The sequence below is a fragment of the Pseudobacillus badius genome (assembly GCF_002189605.1).
GTDB lineage: Bacteria > Bacillota > Bacilli > Bacillales > Domibacillaceae > Pseudobacillus > Pseudobacillus badius.
Genome location: NZ_MWMM01000003.1, coordinates 69972 through 88619 on the forward strand (window position 1 = coordinate 69972; position 18648 = coordinate 88619).

Genomic DNA, 18648 nt, shown 5'->3' on the forward strand with positions numbered 1-18648 from the left:
ATGATAAAAATTATTTTCCCTATCACTTTGTTTATACTTGCGGCCGTAGAAATTAAGCAATTTTCCAACGGCTTGGACAGGATCTTAATCCAAACAGAAATAGAGCACTTGCACCCGATGGAGCTTCTGCTTACTTTAATTGTGCCCCTGTGCGGCGTCTTTCCGATGTTTTTTTACGATGTCATTCTAGTTCGCATACTCGCTATTAAGGTACAGCCGAAAAAACTGATAAAGCAGTCCTTTATCACCAATTCCTTTTCTAATTTAATTGGATTTGGCGGACTGGTCGGAGTGATGCTCAGGACGTACTTTTATAATGATTACAAGCCCGATAAACGAAGACTGCTGACGGCTATTACGTCTGTTTCCTTGTTTTATCTTACCGGTATTTCTTTATTCGCCTGGATTATTCCTGTCGCTTATAAACATTTCTCTCTGGTTGCCAATACAAAGTGGCTGCTCTTAGCTGTACTGGCAGTCGGACTGTATCTTCCCGTCTTTGCTTTGGTCTATGTCTATCAAAATAGAAAAGGAAAGCAATCATTGATCGATTGGCGCACAGCCGCCGTTCTTTTGCTCATTTCCTCGCTGGAATGGATAGCAGCTTTCTCGGTGATTTGGATATTAAGCAGGGTATTGAACGTTCCGCTGCCTTTTCATGAACTTGTGCCTATTTTTATTGTAGCGTCCTGTGCCGGGATAGCGAGCATGATTCCCGGCGGTCTTGGCTCGTTTGATTTAGTGTTCATTTGGGGCACGCAACATTTAAATATAGCCGATGAAAAAGTGCTCATTGTGCTGCTCTTTTACCGGGCAGGTTATTTTTTGCTTCCGTTTTTGCTGGCTGCTTTCTTATTTATTAAAGAATATTGGGACAAATGGAATCAAGCCTGGGACAACCTGCCAAATGCTATTGGGCAAAAGGTCAGCCATGTTTTATTGACGATTCTTATATTTGCTTCCGGGCTTATTCTGCTTTTATCAGCGGCCGTACCAGGGATATTGGAGAGAATCAAAGTGGCTCATGAATTTTTATCCTTTCCTATCATGAATCTCTCCCATCAGCTTTCAGTCGCAGCCGGGTTTATGCTGCTCGGCTTGTCACGGGGGATTAATTATCATGTAAAACGGGCTTATCAGCTTGGAATGGCTGTGCTTGGCTTTGCTGCCCTGTTTTCCCTGTTCAAAGGCATTGATTACGAGGAAGCCGCCTTTATGGTGGTTGTGGCTCTTCTTCTGAAGGCTTCTCAAAGAAGCTTTTACAGGGAAAGCTATGTATTAACTTGGGGAAAGGCTCTCTTTGACCTGACGCTGTTTTCAGCGATTACCTGCATGTATTTGCTGATTGGCTATTTGAACTTGCCGTCAGCAAAGCTTAATGTTCCAAAAGCGTTGGCCCCCTATGTTATTACCAGCTATACCGATTTATTCTTCAGTGCATCGATCGGTCTAATCATCGCTTTTTTTATATTCGCTGTCGGCTATCTGATCCGCAAGCCGAAACAGCGGCTACTTGAAAGACCAGAAAATCAGGAGGCAAGAATTCTGAACCACCTCAATCAATACAAAGGGAATGTCCTGGCCCACCTCATTTTCCTGCATGACAAATACGTCTATTGGAACAAAGAAAGAACGGTCCTGTTCTCTTATCAGACATATGCCGATAAACTAGTCATACTCGGCAATCCACTTGGAAAGAAGGCAGACTTTCCGGCTGCTATTGAGGAATTTATGAGGGCGGCCGACCTGTATGGCTACACGCTTGCTTTCTATGAAGTAAGCGATGAAATGCTTCCTTCTCTTCATGAGTACGGCTATGACTTTTTTAAACTCGGGGAAGAAGCCACAGTTGATTTGACTAGCTTTTCTTTATCAGGAAAAAGGAGAAAAGGGGAAAGAGCAGTTAAAAACAAGTTTGAGCGCGAGCACTATCGTTTTGACGTTATAGCTCCTCCCTTCCAACCAGAGTTGATGAATGAATTGCACGAGGTTTCAGAGCAATGGCTGCAAGGAAGAGAAGAAAAAGGCTTCTCTCTGGGTTTTTTTGATGAAGACTATCTCCATAAATCAGAAGTAGCCGTCGTTCAAACTGCTAATGGGCAAATCATTGGGTTTGCCAGCCTGATGCCGGTATACGATGGCGGGCAAACAGTTTCTGTGGATTTAATGAGGTTTAGGCCGGATGCCCCGCCTGGCACGATGGACTTTATCTTTCTTTCACTATTTGAATGGTCGAAAGAACAAGGCTATTCCTTCTTTCATCTAGGTATGGCTCCACTGTCTAATGTCGGAACCTCCAGGTTTTCATTTTTAAGCGAAAAAATTGCTGCTCAAATATTTTTGCACGGTCAATTCTTTTACCAATTCCAAGGCTTAAGAAGATTCAAAGAAAAATACGCCGACTTATGGGAAGCTAAATATCTTGCTTACCGCAAAAAGTCCTCTTTGCCTTTTACCATGGCGCAAATTACTTTTTTAATTAGCAAGAAAAGAAAAGCCTGATCAAGACGGACCGGTCCAAAAGGTGATGAAACGTCACTTTTTGAGCCGGTCCGTTTTTCTTTTCGAGGCTGACCTCTATTTTAGCAGGCGCTTTTCTCAGGAACCGCTGCTTTTAATTGTCACTCATATACGCCATGCTCAACAATCTCAAGATAATCACCGAGCTCTTTCATGAACAAGCCGGGATCTTCCAAAAAATCATACTGCTTATTTTGCTGCAGCAGCTGGTATTTAGCCGACATCTGTTCCACAACGAAAGCGGTCATTTGAATGACCCGTTCTTTTGTCACCCCAGGCCGCAGCTTCTTTTCAACAATCAGTTCAGCCGGATACAGGCGGCTTTGGATAAACTCAGCTCCGTATTCAGCTGATTGCTGCTGAAGCAGCTCCTCTATTTCTGCCGCAACCGCCTTGGGCGGATGCAGGAAAACATCCATAAGAAATTGCGCCTCCTGCTTATAAGGAGAAAGCGCCCGCTGCTTCAGCAGGACCGCCTCTTTAATCCGTTCGAAGAAATCAGTGGATTGTATATGATCCATGGCGGCAAGCGTTTTCTCTGTTAAGCGTTCGCTGACGTAAGAAACAAGATATAAATAGAGGTTTTTTTTGCTTTTAAAATAGTGAAAGAGAATTCCCTTGGAAATACCGGCACGGCTCGTAATCACATCAGTTGATGTTTTTTCATAGCCGTTTTTGGCAAATTCTTCGATCGCTACTTGCAAAATGAACTCTTTCTTTGCCTGAGGCTGTTTTTCAAAAGCTTCATACAACGTTACACACCTCGAACTTTCTTTATTAAACAGAAATGTCTTTTCTTTTATATACCCAAAATGCCGCAAAAAAGCAAAGAGAGCTAACCGATAGCATCACCAAAACAGCTAACGGGTCCAGTTGCTTTTCGTTTACGATGGCAGCCGCATCTGCATAATAAAACGGACTGGCATACTTTAGCGCCTCAATTTTCTCGGATAGGTTTGACATCATATTGAAAAAGTAAGCGATGATGACGACCGCAATAGAAATAGCTAATGTATTTCTCGTTTTTCTCATAATCGCTGACAGCAAATAAGCAAGGGCAGCAAACGTAAGATGAAGCAAGAACGCACCGATCGCGAGGAAAGCAAATATTTTATACGGCACATCGTAGCCTTTCGCAAATTGAAAACCAATCAGGCTGGCCCCTGCAGCCGTGGCATTCAGGATGAAAAGATTGAGAATCACAACGGCTGCCTTTTGAGCAACAATTTCAGTTCTTGATACCGGCTTTGCCAGCAAAAACTCAATCGTCTTTTCGCTCTCTTCCTTGGCCAGCATATTCGACGCGAGAATAGCCGCATAGATACTGCCAAGGAGTGTCGTCATCATATATACCTCTACCCCGTAAAATCCTATCAGGGTGCCAAGGCTTAGCTCGTTCATCTTAAACATATCCTTCATAGAATCCGGGTAGGCCGCAAATAATTGATCCATGCTCTCCTGCTGCTCCGCAAATTGAGGAAAAATGCTTAACAGCCAAATAATCAGCCCTGCCAGGATCAAGCTCCAAACCAGTAAAGATTTGCGGCTGCGCTTCCACTCTCTTCGTATGATCATCAGTCTCCACCTCAGCTTTCGTAATAATGCATAAACACTTCTTCCAATGACGGCTCTTCTATTAATACATCCTTTAACGGCAAACCGCTCAGCTCCTTTAAAAGCAGCTGAATATCTCCGCTGTAGAGGATTTTTAGTTCACTTGCTTTTGCCTCACAGCTGATGATGCCCGCCAATTCGATGGATACACTCTCAGCTCCATCCACCACAACAGTAATATTCTTTACTTTATTTTTCGTCAGGCTTTCAATGGTTTCCACTTTCATAAGCTGTCCTTCCTTGATGATAGCCACCCGATCACATAGTTTTTGGACCTCGCTTAAAATGTGGGAGGAAAAAAACACCGTAGCCCCCCGCTTTTGCTCTTCATGCAGCAAATCAAAAAAATGATGCTGCATTAATGGATCAAGCCCGCTGGTTGGCTCATCCAGAATGATCAGATCAGGCTCATGCAGAAGCGCCTGGACGATGCCCGTCTTTTTGCGGTTGCCAAATGAAAGGTCTTCAATCTTCCGGTCCAAATGCAGATCGAGCCGGGAAGCCAGTTGTTTCAAGCGCTCTTCTTTAAAGCTCTTATGAAAACGCCCCGAATAAGTTAATAAATCAATGACTCTCATATCATCATAATAGTGGACCTCTGACGGCAAATAACCGACACGCTCTCTGATTTCCTTTGATTCTCTTACAATATCCTTGCCGAAAATGGAGGCGCTGCCGCTTGTAGGGTAAATAAAATTCAATAGCGTGCGGATGGTAGTGCTCTTTCCGGCACCATTTGGCCCAATGAAGCCAAAGATTTCCCCCTCTTCAATCGAAAACGATACGTCTGCAATCCCCCGGTTACGTCTATAAGATTTGGTTAGCTGGTGAAGTTCAACAATCTCCATTCCCTCTCCTCCTTTTATTCGGACGGATCAAAATTGACTCGTTAGTCAATATCAGTTTAATATCTATTGACTGACTGGTCAATGGACTTTTTAAATTTTCCATGCTTTGTGCATAAAATTTCATGATTTTCCCTCATTGTTTACACCAAAACTTCACAAATAATGGCTACAATAAGAAGAAAAGAGGGAACGAAAGCGAGGAATACCTATGAACGGATTAAAAGTTATGATCATAGATGATGAAGAAGCAATGAGGCAGCTTGTATCCACATTTTTAGAAAAAGAAGGGTACACAGTCATTCAAGCAGCAAATGGCATGGAGGCGCTGTCGGCTATTGACCAGCAAATGCCCGACTTATTAATTGTCGATGTCATGATGCCTTACATGGATGGCTATTCTTTCACAAAAGAGGTTAAAAGAAAATATGATCTGCCGCTTATTTTTTTATCTGCTAAAGGAGAAGAATGGGATAAGATCCATGGTTTAAAGCTTGGAGGAGATGATTATATCGTCAAGCCGTTCCATCCGGGCGAATTGCTGGCAAGAATAGAATCTGTCTTAAGAAGAGCCAATCCTTCATCGCGGCCAACAGACCGCTATACAATCGGGCCGCTTGCCCTCGATGCCAACGCCTACAAAGCGACAGTCAACGGCAAGGCCCTTTCGCTTACATTAAAAGAATACGAGCTGCTCGTGCGGCTGGCGCAAAACCCTGGAAAAGTGTTTTCAAGAGAGCAGCTGCTTCAATTAGTCTGGGGAGAGGATTATAATGGCAGTGAAAGAACGGTAGATACACATGTGAAAACGCTGCGGCTAAAGTTAAAAGACCAGGCGTCACTCATTCAAACCGTCTGGGGAGTCGGCTATAAATTTGAGGTGTGAGAGTGAAAAAGAATTTTACATTAAGCCAAAAAGTGCTCTTGCTTATTTTATCCTGCATCGTCTTTACGATTGTCTTTTCTTTTTTCTTTTTGCACTTTTTATACAAAGATCTATACTTGAAGAGCATTAGAGAATCTGTGATTTATCAGGGAGAACGAACGGCTTCCCACTATCATTACGGCACCTTGAGCAAGGAAATTATTGAAAAGATCCATTGGTATAACATCGTATCAGAATATGAAATTATCGTCGTTGATAATTTGGATGAGCTTTCTACTTACTTCCCTTACAAAGTCGACTACAAAGCGCTTGTCAATCGGCATGACCGCAAGCAGCTGGAACAGGGCAAGTATGTTATGAAGGAAGGCTATGTCAAAGAGTTCGAGCGTGAAATTATCGGAGCGGTCTTTCCGATCATGGGCGAAACAGGCTTGATCGGCTTCGTCTATATTTACGTGCCGCTGGCAGCTCTGCAGGAAGTGTTTCAAGGCAGCCTGCCTATCTTAATTTTAACCGGCACTCTGTTTTTCCTTTTGCTGGTGCTTGTTGTCAACCGCATCCGGCAGTCGCTGTTTCAGCCGCTTACGGAAATTCAGCAGTTTTCTCAAGAGGTTTCCAAAGGCAATTATTCCAGCCGGCTCCCGGTCCGGGGCAACGATGAAATCGGCCAGCTGGCGCGGGCGTTTAATAAAATGAGCTCCTCATTGGAAGAGCAGGATATTCGAAAAAAAGAATTTCTATCAAACGTCGTTCATGAACTGAGAACACCTTTAACGTATATTAGCGGCTACGCCCAAGCTCTCAAACAGCAAATTTATTCTTCTCCTGAAGAAGCCCAGCAATACTTGAACACCATTGACAAAGAAACGGACCGGCTCAAAAAGCTGATTCATGACCTTGTTGATTTGGATCACCTTCAGGAGACGATGTATATGCTTAATAAAGAGCCGATCGCTGTCGCCCAGCTGCTGCTGGATACACTTCAGCTGTTTGACATTCACATTGGTGAAAAGAAGCTGCGAACAGAAGTAAACTTTCAAGAAGACCTGATCATTGACGGCGACTCTAAACGGATTCAGCAAGTCATGTACAATGTGATCGACAATGCCATTAAATATTCTTGTGAGGGCGGCTTGCTGGGCATTCACTTAACAGCAGAAAATAACGAGATGGTTCTTCAAGTCACGAACCAGGGAATCGGCATCCAGGAAGCAGATCTTGAACGGATTGGCGAACGGTTTTTCCGGACGGATAAAGCAAGGAGCCGTGCGACCGGCGGCACCGGTCTGGGCCTTTCCATCGTGAAGGAAATTATCAGGCTGCACGGCGGCACTTTTTCTATCCGCAGCGAGACACCAGAAGAAACGGCTGTTACGATTCGGCTGCCGTTGCTCGCTGATCCTGCTGTTTAAAAATCGCTACAGATTCCTCACACAAACTTCACAATTATTGTTTATGCTGTAGGAACGCAAACAGCCTTTATCGTTTATGTTGAATCTAAGTAAAACGCTGAAGCCTCTGTCTATCAGTGCAAGAGGATGAGCACCAAGTTACAGAGAAAGCGGATAGTCATCAACAGCCCGCCTTCTCTTGATGACGAATGATATAACCGAAAGAAGGGGACAGCATGAAAAAAACATGGCTGCTTGTGCTAAGCATAGCGCTGATTATTCTTTCAGCTTGCGGCCTGACTGAGCCGAAACCTTATCAAATGAAGCCATTTACTTTTACTGATCACAACAACAAAGCCTTTGGCAGCAAGGAGCTGAAAGGGAAAGTCTGGGTCGCCAACTTTATTTTCACTAGCTGCGACACCGTCTGTCCGCCGATGACGGCTAATATGGCTGAATTGCAAAAGCGCCTGAAGGACGAAAACCTTCCGGTAGAGCTTGTTTCTTTTAGCGTGGACCCGGCTGTAGATACACCGGAAAAGCTGAAAAAGTATATGGCTTCCTTTACAGAAGATGATTCAAACTGGCACATGCTCACCGGCTACACGCAAGAACAAATCGAAACGTTTGGAAGGGAAGAATTCCAAACGTTGATTCAAAAGCCGGAATCATCTGATCAGGTTATTCATAACACTAATTTTTACTTAGTGGATCAAAATGGAGAAATTGTGAATGAGTACAGCTTTAATTTAAACTCTCACAGCGAGGATATCATCAAAGACGTGAAAAAAGCCTTGTCACAATAAACGATGGGCTTTCACACAAAGACACATCGAATCGGAGGAATTACTATGCGAAAATTATTTTGGACGATCACCTTTGTTCTTGCTCTGGCAGCTTTAGCCGCATGCAGCAATGAGACAACAAAAGAAGCGGAAGAGCCTAAAAAGTCACTGCAGCCGCTCAAAGCTGAACTTGATATTCCCGACACGATTGCTGTGAACGAAAAGGTTCAGTTGAAAGCAGCTGTGTCCCAGGGTGATGAGAAAGTAGCCGATGCCAAGAAAGTGCAATTTGAAATATGGGAAGAAGACAAAAAAGAAGACAGCCAGATGATTAAAGCTAAAAACAATAAAGACGGCACATACACAGCCGAAACTACTTTTGACCGTGATGGTTTATTTACCGTCCAAGTACATGTAGACGCACGTGACCTTCACACGATGCCATTAAAGAAAGTGACGGTTGGAAAAGGCGCTGCTGAGGGCCAGCAAGCGCCTCATGAAGAACATGCGGCGAATGAGCATAGCCATGGCGAAAAACCAAAGGATGATCATGGCCATGGAGAACATGCTAAAGGATTTTCCATGCATTTTGCGAAACCAGAGCATGTAAAGGCAAACACCGATACACCACTGACTGTTCACTTGCAAATGGATGAGTCGCCCCTGGAAAAAGCGCAAGTCCGCTATGAAATTTCGAACGCCAAAACCGAGGACAAGCACGCTTGGGCTGATGCGAAAGAAGCGAAGCCAGGCGAATATACAGGCTCCTATACGTTCCCTGATGCCGGTGAATTTACTGTCGTAGTCCATGTAGAAAATAAAGATGGCTTACATGAACATGAAGAGCATCAACTGACCGTTGCCAAATAAGATAAGAGACCGCAAAAAGCCGTTCTTTCACTGACTGCAAGTCGATGAAAGAACGGCTTTTCTTAATCTATTTCTTTAGTGCGATTCATCCTCTTTTTGTCTTTGTCCCATTGTAATGCGGCGGTCACAAATCGCCTCCACATCTTCCTGATCATGTGTGACCACCATGCAGGTCATGTTCGCTTTCTTTAAAATCACGCATAAATCCGCGCGAATTTCCGCTTTTAAATCGGCATCCAAGTTACTGAACGGCTCATCCATCAGCAAAACATTCGGCTTCGGCGCAAGTGCCCGCGCCAAAGCGATCCGCTGCTGCTGGCCGCCGCTCAATTCATGGGGATACCGCTCGGAAAATTTCTCCATTTTCACCAGTTCCAGCATTTCAGCAATCCGCGGCTCTCTCTCCCGGCGCGGAAGCCGGGATAACCCGAACATAATATTTTCTTTGACTGTCATGTGCGGGAATAGTGCATAGTCTTGGAATACCATCCCTACTCCCCTGTTTTCCGGCTGAACAAATAGTTTATCTGTCACTACCGGCTTTTCTGCAATATAAATTGAACCTTGCCACGGCATCTCCAATCCGGCAATTAAACGAAGCAGCGTGCTTTTTCCGCTGCCGCTCGGGCCGACGATCCCGACAATTTCATCTTTCTGAATTGTCATGGATACGTCATTAATGACCGGCTCCCCCGCAGAAGAAAAAGAAAAAACCAGATTTCTGATATCGACAATTTTCATTCTTTCACCTTCTTATTTACCATTTGCAGAACAATGATCGACAAGGCGCTGATCGCAATAATAATCAGCGATGAAATGGATGCTTCATGAATCCGCTCATCTTTAGCAAATTGGTATGTCTTTGTTGACAATGTTTCAAAGTTAAACGGCCGCAGCAGCAGCGCCAGCGGCAGCTCCTTGCATATTTCCACGAAGGTTAAGATAAACCCGCTGAAAATAGCCCCTTTGAGCAGCGGCAATTCTACCTTGAAAAATGTTTTTGTGACACCGCTGCCAAGCATCCGCGAAGCCTCTGCGTATTTGATGCCGATTTTCTCATAACCGACCTCTACTGCATTATAGCCGGTTGCCATAAAGCGAATCACATAGCCGGTGATCAACATAACAATAGATAAACTCAAGATTAACGGAGCATCAGCCATCCCCATCATTTCATATAACGGGGCAAGCCATTGATCAAGGCCGATAAATATCGCAAGCACTCCAATGGCAATAATAGCGCCGGGAATAGAGTACCCTGTCGTCACCCATTTCGCTAAGAAATAAGTAAAGGCGGATGGCTTGCGGCAGACATTTGCCACGATAACCGCCAAAATCATGACGAGCATGGTTGAAATCAAGGCAACGTAAAGCGTCTGATACAGCAATGTAGAGAACGTATCATTCCATACTGTATCAAATGTCAGTACAGCCCAAGCAATTAACTGGATAAACGGAATGAAAAATCCGGCCAAAAACACAGCTGTACAGTAAACAAAAGCGGCAGCAGCCCCGACTCCTTTCAGCTTCATAGCGGCAAGGGGCCTTGACTTCGCCGGCAAATGGTAGCGCTGGCGGCGCCTTAACAAGCGTTCAATAATGAACAAGCCAACGACAATGAGCATCAGCCAAGCAGCCAGTCTCATCGCTGTCTGCACATCATACATGCCAAACCATGTTTGAAAAATCGCTGTAGTGATCGTATGAATGCCAAAATAACTTGTGACCCCATAGTCGCTCAGCACTTCATAAATAACAAGAACGACCCCGCTTATAACTGCCGGCCGGGCAAGGGGAAGCACGACCTTCCAAAAAATAAAAAACGGTTTTCTTCCAAGCAGCCTGGCATTTTCAAAAAACGAAGCACTTTGATTCTCTAAAAAAGATTTGGTAATTAAAAATACGTACGGATATAAAAAGAGAGTAAAAATAAAGATGGCTCCGCGCAAAGAGGAAATGTTCAGCCACTCCGGATTGATTTGGTAGCCAAATTCATTTCGCAGCGTTGCTTGCACCACTCCCGTATAGCTGAGCATAGTCCTGTAGGTGTAAGCAGCAATATAAGGCGGAATCGCCAGCGGCAAAATTAATCCCCAGCGAAAAAAACGCTTAAACGGAAAGTCATAGGCCGTTACAAGCCAAGCCAGCGTCACCCCTAAAATCGCTGTCAGCACCCCTGTTGAAATCACTAAAATGAATGTTTCTTTTACATATGTCCCCAGCAAGTACTCGCGGATATGAAACCAGTTTTCGTTCGGCTTCAAAAATAAAGAGGAGAAAACAAAGAGAATGGGCAACAGTATGACTGTCGCCCCAATTAGACTGATTGCCCACCAACCGTTAAATTCTTTACGAATTGAACGTCTTATCAGCTTTCGTTTCACTTTTATTTCCAGCCTACTTTATTAAAGATCTCAATCGCTTTTTGGTTGTATTCGCCAAGCTTTTCAAAGTTTAAATCCTGCATTTTAAAGTCACCCCATGATTGAAGCAGCTCTGGCTTCTCCGCTTTTTCATTTACCGGGAATTCATAGTTGTTCGCTGACAAAAATTCTTGTGCTTCCTGATCAGTCACATACTCAATCAATTTAGTTGCGTTATTCGGATGCTTGCTGTGCTTCGTTAAGCCGATTCCGCTAATATTGACATGGGTGCCGTTTGTTTCTTGGTTCGGGAAGAACACACCAAGCCCTTCTGCTACTTTCACTTCTTCTGGATCTTCTGAATTAGCCAATAATCCAACATAGTAGGTATTCATAATCGCTACGTCACCAACACCGGCTGCAATCGCCTTCGCTTGGTCACGGTCACCGCCGTCAGGCTGGCGGGCAAAGTTTTTCACAATGCCGGATGCCCACTTTTCAGCTTCTTTTTCACCATTTAATTCAATGAAAGAAGCAAGCAGCGACTGATTGTACATATTTGTAGAAGAACGAGCTAGTACTTTTCCTTTCCACTTATCACTCGTTAAATCTTCATACGTTGATAACTCTTCCGGCTTCACTCTGTCTTTTGAGTAGACGATCACACGCGCTCTTGTAGACATGCCGACCCAATTGTTATCTTGATCGCGGAATTTTTCTGGAACGTTCTTTTCAACCGTTTCAGATTCAACCGGCTGCAAAATGCCTGTTTTCTTGGCATTGGAAAGAACGCCGCCGTCCACTGTCACGAATAAATCAGCTTCCGTGCTTTTTCCTTCACGCTTTAAACGTTCGATCAGCTCTTCCGCTTCTCCTTTTACCACGTTTACTTTGATGCCCGTCTCTTCTGTAAATTTCTTGAATACTTCATCATCTGCTTCATAATGACGAGCTGTATAGACATTTACCACTTTCTCTTCCTGTTTTTTCGGTGCTGCTTTTTCTGGCTCCGCTTCTTTCTCGTTAGCTCCGCATCCAGCAAGGCCGAGCGCAAGCACAGCGCTTGCCAGCATTGGTTTAAACAATTTTCTCATATTCATACATTCCTGCCTTTTCTATTTATTTCCTGATAATGATAATTGTTATCATTTCGCTGATTTCATTCTATTGTCTTTTTAACAAAAGGTCAATGGAAATTTCGGAATAATTATTTAACAAATATTTGAACGCTCTATCTAAAGACTCCTTCTGTCTGATCAAGCCCCCTGTTAGCGCCGCCTCAACAAAAAAACCCATCGAAACGATGGGCTATCCAGTTGGTTAATTGTTAATATACTTTTCAAATACTTCGCCAAAGTCTTTTACATGATACTGCTCTCGAACGGATGTCATCCATGTAAAGCCAAAGTCTGTCAGTTCGCGATATGTATTTCCCAGTTGCTTTTCATCCGTGCGCGAGTTTTGTAAAATGTGGACCGCTTTATCAAGACTTTGGGAAGCCATATCGATGTACACGCTGTTTTCATAAGTGATTTCCGCAATGCGAAGCAATGCCTTATATAAATCTTTCAATTGCTCTATCTGGTCTTTTCTGACATCAATATCAAACATTTGGCTGCCTAGCTGAAATTTAATCTCTACATCCATATCGATTTTTCCAGCTGTCTCCAATACAACATTAGCAATCTTGTATTGAGCGTAAGGATAACGCTTTAATGTCCTTTTGGACGATACCGCACTTTCTCCATCCACATGGATCAGCGCAAGGTTCGTAAAGCAATATTCATCTGCCTTCGTTTTAATTAAAAAATAAATTTTCTCCTCGTCTTCATGCATTACATAATCATCAGCGTCCGCCTTATCATAATCTGCCGGCGAAATAATTGTTCCGATATCCGATAATCCGAGCGCATCAGCTGCTATTTTTTTAAACATTTTCTTATCCTCCCCGCCAAAGCGTATGTATTAAATCAATTCTCCCTAATTTTAACAAGAGCCTGCCAGTAAGAAAACTGTTTTTTTCCAAAAAATGAGCGGTCTCTTTCCTTGATCAGATTCTCTTTTTATTCAATCTCCAGCTGTTTCTATTGGCGGATGAATACTTTTTAAGACAGAAACAAACCGCTCTTGATCCTTTGGCGAAATGAGGGCCAATTCAAAATCAGCGCCATAAATAATTTCAAGGCGGTCAACAGATAACGCGGGGGCCGCCAATGGATTTTTGGTTTTTGCCACTTTTGTAATCTCTTTAATAAGGATTTTCTTCTTGATCGGGCCATTTTTAATAATCAGCCAATCATCGCAGATGTAATAGCCTGTCGCAAACCAGCTCCAAGCGAGCCAAACGGCTAGAGGAAGTGTGAAAATCAGCACCTTATGATCTTCTTCAATAAACAGAGAGCTGACACAAGCTCCTATCAATAGCCAGTAGAGAATGGAGAGCCACCAATCTTTTTTAGAAGGAAAGTACATAAAATCATCCTCTCTTCACTGGATATACGTGACGAAGGGCAGCTAAGTTTCGTAAAACCGGCAATCAACAGCTTTTTTCAGAAAATTGCTTTCTTTTTTCTCTTTTATTTTATAATATATATCTAAATGATATATAACAAAATGATATAAGGAGACAACATGAGAAAAGAAAATCACACAAAGCACGCCATACTTGGCTTGCTGACAACCGGCTGCCATTCCGGATATTCAATTAAACAAATGATGGATAGAAGCTTAAATCACTTTTGGAAAGTCAGCTACGGGCAAATTTACCCGACGCTGAAGCAGCTTGTTGATGAAGAGCTGGCGACGGTAGAAGAGACGGCACAGGAAAAGAAGCCTGACAAAAAAGAATATTTTATCACGCCTAAAGGAAAAAAAGCCCTCCAGCAGTGGGTGCAAACACCTATCCAGGAAATCCCTGCTGAAAAAAATGAGTGGTTATTAAAACTGTTCTTCAGCCAGCCTGAAGACCGCGAGAGCCTTTTATCCCATCTATCCACTTATTCGCAAAAGCTTCATGAACGCTTTCAAGCCTATGAAGCGATTGAACAGATGATCGAGAGCAATTATGCCGATAAGCAAGAAGCCCAATTTTGGCTGATGACATTGGATTATGGACAACGGACCACACGGGCTGCTATCGAATGGTGCGAGTGCACAATGAAGAAAATTGACCAATTATAAGGAGGAAGTTCGATGTCTCAAAACAAAGTATTCTCCGGGCGTTATACAGCAAAGTCAGAGGATGAGATTGTCATTTTCATAATCGGCATGCGCATAAACAAATGGCGGGCCGTCCACAAATGGGTGCCGGTGTTTAAAGCGATGCCGCCAATGATTCGCGAGCTCTATACAAACAAAGAGCTGGGATTTTTATCGATGGAATCCTTTTTTGGATTGCGGACAACTTTAATGGTGCAATATTGGCGCTCCCTTGACGAGTTATTAGCCTATGCGAAGGAACAAACTCACCTTACTGCCTGGAAAAACTTTAATCAACTCGTTGGAGATAACGAGGCTGTGGGAATTTATCATGAAACCTATATCGTGCCTAAGGGCAAATATGAATGCATTTATGGAAATATGCCCATCTACGGATTGGCACGCGCTACAGGCCACAAGCCCGTTGCACCGGCATTGAACTCTGCCCGCCAGCGTCTGCAGGAAAAGGCCTAGTTCCCCTTCATTACCGAAACACAGCTTAAAGAGACCTGTTACCTTCCACATTAACGGAACGCGAAAAAACAGGAGTCATGCTTGGGCGGCCTACTTCCGAGTACAACTCTTCCATCAAGTCATAAATAAAGGAAAAATCAATCGCTGCCTTCATTTGATAAACCAGATGCTTCTCTGGTACAAGCTGGTCTAGAGCGCTCCCATCTATTTGGTTTCGTTGGATAGGATGATTGCGAAAGCATCTTCATTGCCTCAAGCGTTTGATCGATTTATGTTCACATAGGTAATCATTATACAGCTACCCTAACTTTGTGCACTCTGTTGATTGGAATGGAAGGCACGAAGACTCCAGCGGGATCAGCGGGACAGGTGAGACCCCGCAGGCGCTTTGGCGGCGAGGAGGCTCACCGCCCGCCCCGCGGAAAGCGAAGCGCCTGGAATGGAAAGCAACAGACCCGTTTGCAAGAAAATAAAAAGACTGCTGATGTTCCATTCAGCCGCTTGATAACGGCAGGATGACCCCATTTTCAAACAGATATAGCTTCCTCTTTTTGTACCCCTGTTGGTTGAAATGAAAGGCGCGAAGACTCCGGCGGGATCAGCGGGACAGGCGAGACCCCGCTGGCGCTTGTGCGGCGAGGAGGCTCACCGCCCGCCCCGCGGAAAGCGAAGCAGCCTGGAATGGAAAGCAACAGAACCCCTTCACAAGCAAAATAAAAAGACTGTAGACAAACTCAATTTCCATTAAGTTTTGTCTACAGTCTGAGACTTATTATAAATAACTCTTTTTATTTAGTTTTATACGGTGCTGTCCCTTGATAAGCTTTTTCCAGCATTTCCTCAGCAGCTACAAAAAATACTCCGAACACAAAAACAAATCCTGCGCCCACTACTGCTCCGATGCCCATAGGAGTCAATACACTGGAACCGCTTGCAAAGAATCCAATTAAAAAGGCAATAATCCCGAGCGCAAGCACTGTACCGCCGAGATATTTCACAGCGTTTAACATTCTCCACCTGTTTTCCATTTCATCCATCTCCCTTTCTTTTATTATTTCCCCACTTCACAGTTTTGTCAATTATTTTTTATAATTTAGACACATTTAATCCGTTATATACTATTGACTTTTTAAATCCACAACGAATCGCTCCGTCAACCTATTGAAATATAAATAAATGGTCTGTCTATCCGACTATCTATCAGCAGCCTGGCAGACATCCGTTTCTGCTCTCAATTTATCATTGTTCTGAAAACACTAATATATTGTATATTTCTATATAGCCTTTTTTCCTGTATACTATAGAGAGATAATATAGAATTTAATGCAGGATGGTGAACTTCCATGCCGATACCTATCGATCATTCAAAGCCAGTAAGAAAATCCGCAAAAGAAAGCGCATTCATTCAACTGCAGCAATGGATTATTGATGGCACCTTGCAGCCGGGGGAAAAATTGAATGACAAAGAGCTTGCCGAAGCACTAGGGGTCAGCAGAACTCCGATTCGCGAGTCGCTTCAGCTTCTCGAAGCCCAAGGCTTTGTTAAAATGTATCCGGGTAAATCAACGCGGGTGACGCAAGTAGAAGAAGAATCGATGAAAGATCTCCTTCCTCCGCTGGCCGCTCTGCAGGCGCTAGCAGCGGAACTAGCAGTTCCTCATTTGACAGATGCGGTCATCTCTCTTCTGGAAAATACAAACGAACAGTTCGCCCAGGCTGTCCAGGCGAAAAATTATTTTCAAGCTTTAAAGATTGATGAAGAGTTTCATCAAATTATCGTTGATACAGCCAACAATCCGTATCTTTCCAACATGATCCCCTTTCTTCAAGCTCATGTAAGAAGGCTGTTTTTTCATATCTCCATGATCTTGACGGAAAAGTCGATTAAAGAACATACGGCCATTATTGATTACTTAAAGAATCGAGATACGGCAGGCGCTGCTGACAGCATGAGAAAAAACTGGCTCCGCTCTATTGAAGACTTTCGCCCGCTGACATCAAAACAACTATAAAAAGCCGGTCCCTAAGGGAGCCGGCTTTTTATTAAGCTTCAACAGTTGCAAGTTTTTGAATATAAACAATCGCACCTGTCACAACAATCACGATGAGAACAGGCAAGAGCCATCCAAGCCCTTGGCTGTACAATGGCAAGGCTTGTTCATAAAAAGATACCACTGCTTTCATCCAGTTAAAGTACGGAATAGAGAAAGAGTCACAAAACGTCTTTAATCCGTCAATCGTGCTGATCATCAAGGCAGCGATCGTTGCCGATACATACACAATCCGTGAATGGCTGAACAGCGGCGACAAGAAGGTCAGCAGCATTAATGTAATCGCGAGCGGATACAAGAACATTAACACTGGAATAGAGTACATAATAATATTCGATAATCCGAAGTTCGCAATTCCGAACGAAAACAAGGAAAAGAAGACAACGAACTTTTTATAACTGATTTTTGGCGTTAACGTGTGAAAATACTCACCGCACGCTGTAATTAATCCAATGCTGGTCGTTAAACAAGCAAGAATAATAATCAGCGACAGCATAATCGTTCCAAAGCCTCCAAAGTAATAAGAAGCAGCGCTGTTCAATACGGCGCCTCCCGTATCAAACACACCAAATTTTTCTGTGCTGGTTGCGCCCAGATAAGCAATTCCCACATAAATCACACCAAGGAAAAAGATTGCCACAACGCCGGCTTTCACTGTTGCGGATAAAACTTCCCGATTAGATGTCACACCCATTGCACGAATAGCTTGAATGACAATAATACCAAATACAAGCGAGGCCAGCGCATCCATTGTATTGTAGCCTTCCAAGAAGCCTTTCACAAAAGCCCCGTTTGTATAGATCTCTTGCGGCGCTTGAATGGCTCCCATTGGCTTGACAATCACTGTAATAAGTAAAACAAAGATCAGTACAATCAGTGCCGGAGATAGTATTTTCCCCACCCGATCAACAATTTTTGAAGGGTTTAATGACAGCCACATGGTGATTCCAAAGAATATGAATGTGAAAATGAGCAAGCCTCCGCGAGCAAAATCTTCCCCCACAAAGGGTGCAATTCCGATATCATACGCTACTGTTCCTGTACGGGGCGTAGCAAAAAACGGACCAATTGTTAAATAAAGCAGTGAAGTAAAGACCATCGCGTATATAGGGTGAATCCGGCTTGCCAGTTCCTGGAGGTTTGCACTTCCGGAAAAGCCCATTGCCAAAATGCCGAGGAAAGGCAGACCCACTCCTGTAGTTAAAAAGCCAATGACTGCCGGCCATACATTTGTTCCGGCATTTTGGCCAAGCTGTGCCGGAAAAATAAGATTGCCCGCTCCGAAGAATAAAGCAAACAACATGACTCCTATGGCAAGATAAGCTGAAAAAGGTAATTTCGTCTTCATAATTATTAGTTCCTTTCTAAGATGCAATATCTATTTTCGTCCACTAAGGCTTCAAGACGAAGTATGCAATATATCGCTAGAACTATATTACTTCTATTGCTCCATAATTTCAATATATTATTGTAAAATATTTTGAAGATTTAAAAATGATAAAAATCATTCCCATGAATAAGGTGTTATTCCTCTTTCTTCCTAATTGAAAGCAGGTTCTTGCCTGCCCCATAAATGAAAGCTTTCCCCTTTCAATAACCGATAAACCTCCATTTTCATGCAAAAGAGCATTCGGCAGCTAAGCCGAATGCT

General features: G+C 43.4%; 18 protein-coding genes and 1 pseudogene. 8 read left to right on the plus strand and 11 right to left on the minus strand.

The window, feature by feature from the left end:
• The gene (gene mprF, locus B1A98_RS06600; protein ID WP_223662072.1) at nucleotides 1-2502 is read left to right on the plus strand and encodes a bifunctional lysylphosphatidylglycerol flippase/synthetase MprF; all 2502 of its coding nucleotides are present in this window, start codon (nucleotides 1-3) and stop codon (nucleotides 2500-2502) included.
• Nucleotides 2503-2621: 119 nt separating this feature from the next.
• Here the strand turns inward: mprF and B1A98_RS06605 are convergent, their stop codons facing one another.
• Genes B1A98_RS06605 through B1A98_RS06615 form a run of 3 tightly spaced genes read right to left on the minus strand, consistent with a single transcriptional unit; the run spans nucleotide 2622 to nucleotide 4982 of the window.
• The gene (locus B1A98_RS06605; RefSeq protein ID WP_063384789.1) at nucleotides 2622-3272 is read right to left on the minus strand and encodes a TetR/AcrR family transcriptional regulator; all 651 of its coding nucleotides are present in this window, start codon (nucleotides 3270-3272) and stop codon (nucleotides 2622-2624) included.
• Between the two features lie 25 nt (nucleotides 3273-3297).
• A complete protein-coding gene (locus B1A98_RS06610) occupies nucleotides 3298-4095 on the minus strand; it encodes an ABC transporter permease subunit (protein WP_063384788.1) in 798 nt (265 codons plus the stop codon).
• An 11-nt stretch (nucleotides 4096-4106) separates the two neighbouring features.
• A complete protein-coding gene (locus tag B1A98_RS06615; RefSeq protein WP_041094755.1) occupies nucleotides 4107-4982 on the minus strand; it encodes an ABC transporter ATP-binding protein in 876 nt (291 codons plus the stop codon).
• 208 nt (nucleotides 4983-5190) lie between these two features.
• On the opposite strand from B1A98_RS06615, the gene B1A98_RS06620 reads away from it, so the two are divergent.
• From B1A98_RS06620 to B1A98_RS06635, 4 genes are all read left to right on the plus strand, one after another.
• The gene (locus B1A98_RS06620; RefSeq protein WP_063384787.1) at nucleotides 5191-5865 is read left to right on the plus strand and encodes a response regulator transcription factor; all 675 of its coding nucleotides are present in this window, start codon (nucleotides 5191-5193) and stop codon (nucleotides 5863-5865) included.
• Between the two features lie 2 nt (nucleotides 5866-5867).
• Nucleotides 5868-7277: a sensor histidine kinase gene (locus B1A98_RS06625; RefSeq protein ID WP_223662074.1), complete on the plus strand. Its 1410-nt coding sequence runs from the start codon at nucleotides 5868-5870 to the stop codon at nucleotides 7275-7277.
• Between the two features lie 215 nt (nucleotides 7278-7492).
• Nucleotides 7493-8062 (plus strand): SCO family protein, encoded by a 570-nt coding sequence (locus B1A98_RS06630; RefSeq protein WP_063384785.1) that lies wholly within the window; start codon nucleotides 7493-7495, stop codon nucleotides 8060-8062.
• A 45-nt stretch (nucleotides 8063-8107) separates the two neighbouring features.
• Nucleotides 8108-8911 carry a FixH family protein gene (locus tag B1A98_RS06635; RefSeq protein ID WP_063384784.1) on the plus strand — a complete coding sequence of 268 codons (804 nt, stop codon included), beginning with the start codon at nucleotides 8108-8110 and terminating at the stop codon, nucleotides 8909-8911.
• 75 nt (nucleotides 8912-8986) lie between these two features.
• Here the strand turns inward: B1A98_RS06635 and B1A98_RS06640 are convergent, their stop codons facing one another.
• From B1A98_RS06640 to B1A98_RS06660, 5 genes are all read right to left on the minus strand, one after another.
• Nucleotides 8987-9652 carry an ABC transporter ATP-binding protein gene (locus B1A98_RS06640; protein ID WP_063384783.1) on the minus strand — a complete coding sequence of 222 codons (666 nt, stop codon included), beginning with the start codon at nucleotides 9650-9652 and terminating at the stop codon, nucleotides 8987-8989.
• A complete protein-coding gene (locus tag B1A98_RS06645; RefSeq protein WP_240492448.1) occupies nucleotides 9649-11295 on the minus strand; it encodes an ABC transporter permease in 1647 nt (548 codons plus the stop codon). Before B1A98_RS06645 ends, B1A98_RS06640 begins: the two co-directional genes overlap by 4 nt.
• Nucleotides 11296-11297: 2 nt before the next feature.
• Nucleotides 11298-12374 (minus strand): Fe(3+) ABC transporter substrate-binding protein, encoded by a 1077-nt coding sequence (locus B1A98_RS06650; protein WP_041113457.1) that lies wholly within the window; start codon nucleotides 12372-12374, stop codon nucleotides 11298-11300.
• Nucleotides 12375-12594: 220 nt separating this feature from the next.
• Nucleotides 12595-13209 (minus strand): PH domain-containing protein, encoded by a 615-nt coding sequence (locus B1A98_RS06655; RefSeq protein ID WP_063384781.1) that lies wholly within the window; start codon nucleotides 13207-13209, stop codon nucleotides 12595-12597.
• Between the two features lie 132 nt (nucleotides 13210-13341).
• On the minus strand, nucleotides 13342-13746 hold the full coding sequence (locus tag B1A98_RS06660; protein WP_063384780.1) for a PH domain-containing protein: 405 nt from the start codon (nucleotides 13744-13746) through the stop codon (nucleotides 13342-13344).
• 159 nt (nucleotides 13747-13905) lie between these two features.
• Here B1A98_RS06660 and B1A98_RS06665 point away from each other — a divergent pair, with 159 nt between their 5' ends.
• Nucleotides 13906-14454, plus strand: coding sequence for a PadR family transcriptional regulator (locus tag B1A98_RS06665; RefSeq protein ID WP_063384779.1), 549 nt, complete (start codon nucleotides 13906-13908; stop codon nucleotides 14452-14454).
• 12 nt (nucleotides 14455-14466) lie between these two features.
• Complete coding sequence (locus B1A98_RS06670; protein WP_063384778.1) at nucleotides 14467-14946, plus strand: DUF4188 domain-containing protein; 480 nt, start codon at nucleotides 14467-14469, stop codon at nucleotides 14944-14946.
• Nucleotides 14947-15013: 67 nt separating this feature from the next.
• Here B1A98_RS06670 and B1A98_RS20995 read toward each other — a convergent pair.
• Together B1A98_RS20995 and B1A98_RS06680 are read right to left on the minus strand one after the other, a co-directional pair.
• Nucleotides 15014-15169 (minus strand): annotated as a pseudogene (locus tag B1A98_RS20995) (transposase); the annotation flags it as partial.
• A 565-nt stretch (nucleotides 15170-15734) separates the two neighbouring features.
• On the minus strand, nucleotides 15735-15974 hold the full coding sequence (locus B1A98_RS06680) for a hypothetical protein (protein ID WP_063384777.1): 240 nt from the start codon (nucleotides 15972-15974) through the stop codon (nucleotides 15735-15737).
• Nucleotides 15975-16289: 315 nt separating this feature from the next.
• Here B1A98_RS06680 and B1A98_RS06685 point away from each other — a divergent pair, with 315 nt between their 5' ends.
• Nucleotides 16290-16958 carry a GntR family transcriptional regulator gene (locus B1A98_RS06685; RefSeq protein WP_063384776.1) on the plus strand — a complete coding sequence of 223 codons (669 nt, stop codon included), beginning with the start codon at nucleotides 16290-16292 and terminating at the stop codon, nucleotides 16956-16958.
• Between the two features lie 31 nt (nucleotides 16959-16989).
• Here B1A98_RS06685 and brnQ read toward each other — a convergent pair whose 3' ends face one another.
• A complete protein-coding gene (gene brnQ / locus B1A98_RS06690) occupies nucleotides 16990-18345 on the minus strand; it encodes a branched-chain amino acid transport system II carrier protein (protein ID WP_063384775.1) in 1356 nt (451 codons plus the stop codon).
• Nucleotides 18346-18648: the final 303 nt, after the last annotated feature.

Excerpts from the sequence above, each read along its gene's own strand:
- mprF (WP_223662072.1), top strand. The coding sequence starts at position 1 with ATGATAAAAATTATTTTCCCTATCACTTTGTTTATACTTGCGGCCGTA.
- B1A98_RS06610 (WP_063384788.1), bottom strand. The coding sequence starts at position 4,095 with ATGATCATACGAAGAGAGTGGAAGCGCAGCCGCAAATCTTTACTGGTT.
- B1A98_RS06615 (WP_041094755.1), bottom strand. The coding sequence starts at position 4,982 with ATGGAGATTGTTGAACTTCACCAGCTAACCAAATCTTATAGACGTAAC.
- B1A98_RS06620 (WP_063384787.1), top strand. The coding sequence starts at position 5,191 with ATGAACGGATTAAAAGTTATGATCATAGATGATGAAGAAGCAATGAGG.
- B1A98_RS06630 (WP_063384785.1), top strand. The coding sequence starts at position 7,493 with ATGAAAAAAACATGGCTGCTTGTGCTAAGCATAGCGCTGATTATTCTT.
- B1A98_RS06635 (WP_063384784.1), top strand. The coding sequence starts at position 8,108 with ATGCGAAAATTATTTTGGACGATCACCTTTGTTCTTGCTCTGGCAGCT.
- B1A98_RS06640 (WP_063384783.1), bottom strand. The coding sequence starts at position 9,652 with ATGAAAATTGTCGATATCAGAAATCTGGTTTTTTCTTTTTCTTCTGCG.
- B1A98_RS06650 (WP_041113457.1), bottom strand. The coding sequence starts at position 12,374 with ATGAATATGAGAAAATTGTTTAAACCAATGCTGGCAAGCGCTGTGCTT.
- B1A98_RS06655 (WP_063384781.1), bottom strand. The coding sequence starts at position 13,209 with ATGTTTAAAAAAATAGCAGCTGATGCGCTCGGATTATCGGATATCGGA.
- B1A98_RS06660 (WP_063384780.1), bottom strand. The coding sequence starts at position 13,746 with ATGTACTTTCCTTCTAAAAAAGATTGGTGGCTCTCCATTCTCTACTGG.
- B1A98_RS06665 (WP_063384779.1), top strand. The coding sequence starts at position 13,906 with ATGAGAAAAGAAAATCACACAAAGCACGCCATACTTGGCTTGCTGACA.
- B1A98_RS06670 (WP_063384778.1), top strand. The coding sequence starts at position 14,467 with ATGTCTCAAAACAAAGTATTCTCCGGGCGTTATACAGCAAAGTCAGAG.
- B1A98_RS06680 (WP_063384777.1), bottom strand. The coding sequence starts at position 15,974 with ATGGAAAACAGGTGGAGAATGTTAAACGCTGTGAAATATCTCGGCGGT.
- B1A98_RS06685 (WP_063384776.1), top strand. The coding sequence starts at position 16,290 with ATGCCGATACCTATCGATCATTCAAAGCCAGTAAGAAAATCCGCAAAA.
- brnQ (WP_063384775.1), bottom strand. The coding sequence starts at position 18,345 with ATGAAGACGAAATTACCTTTTTCAGCTTATCTTGCCATAGGAGTCATG.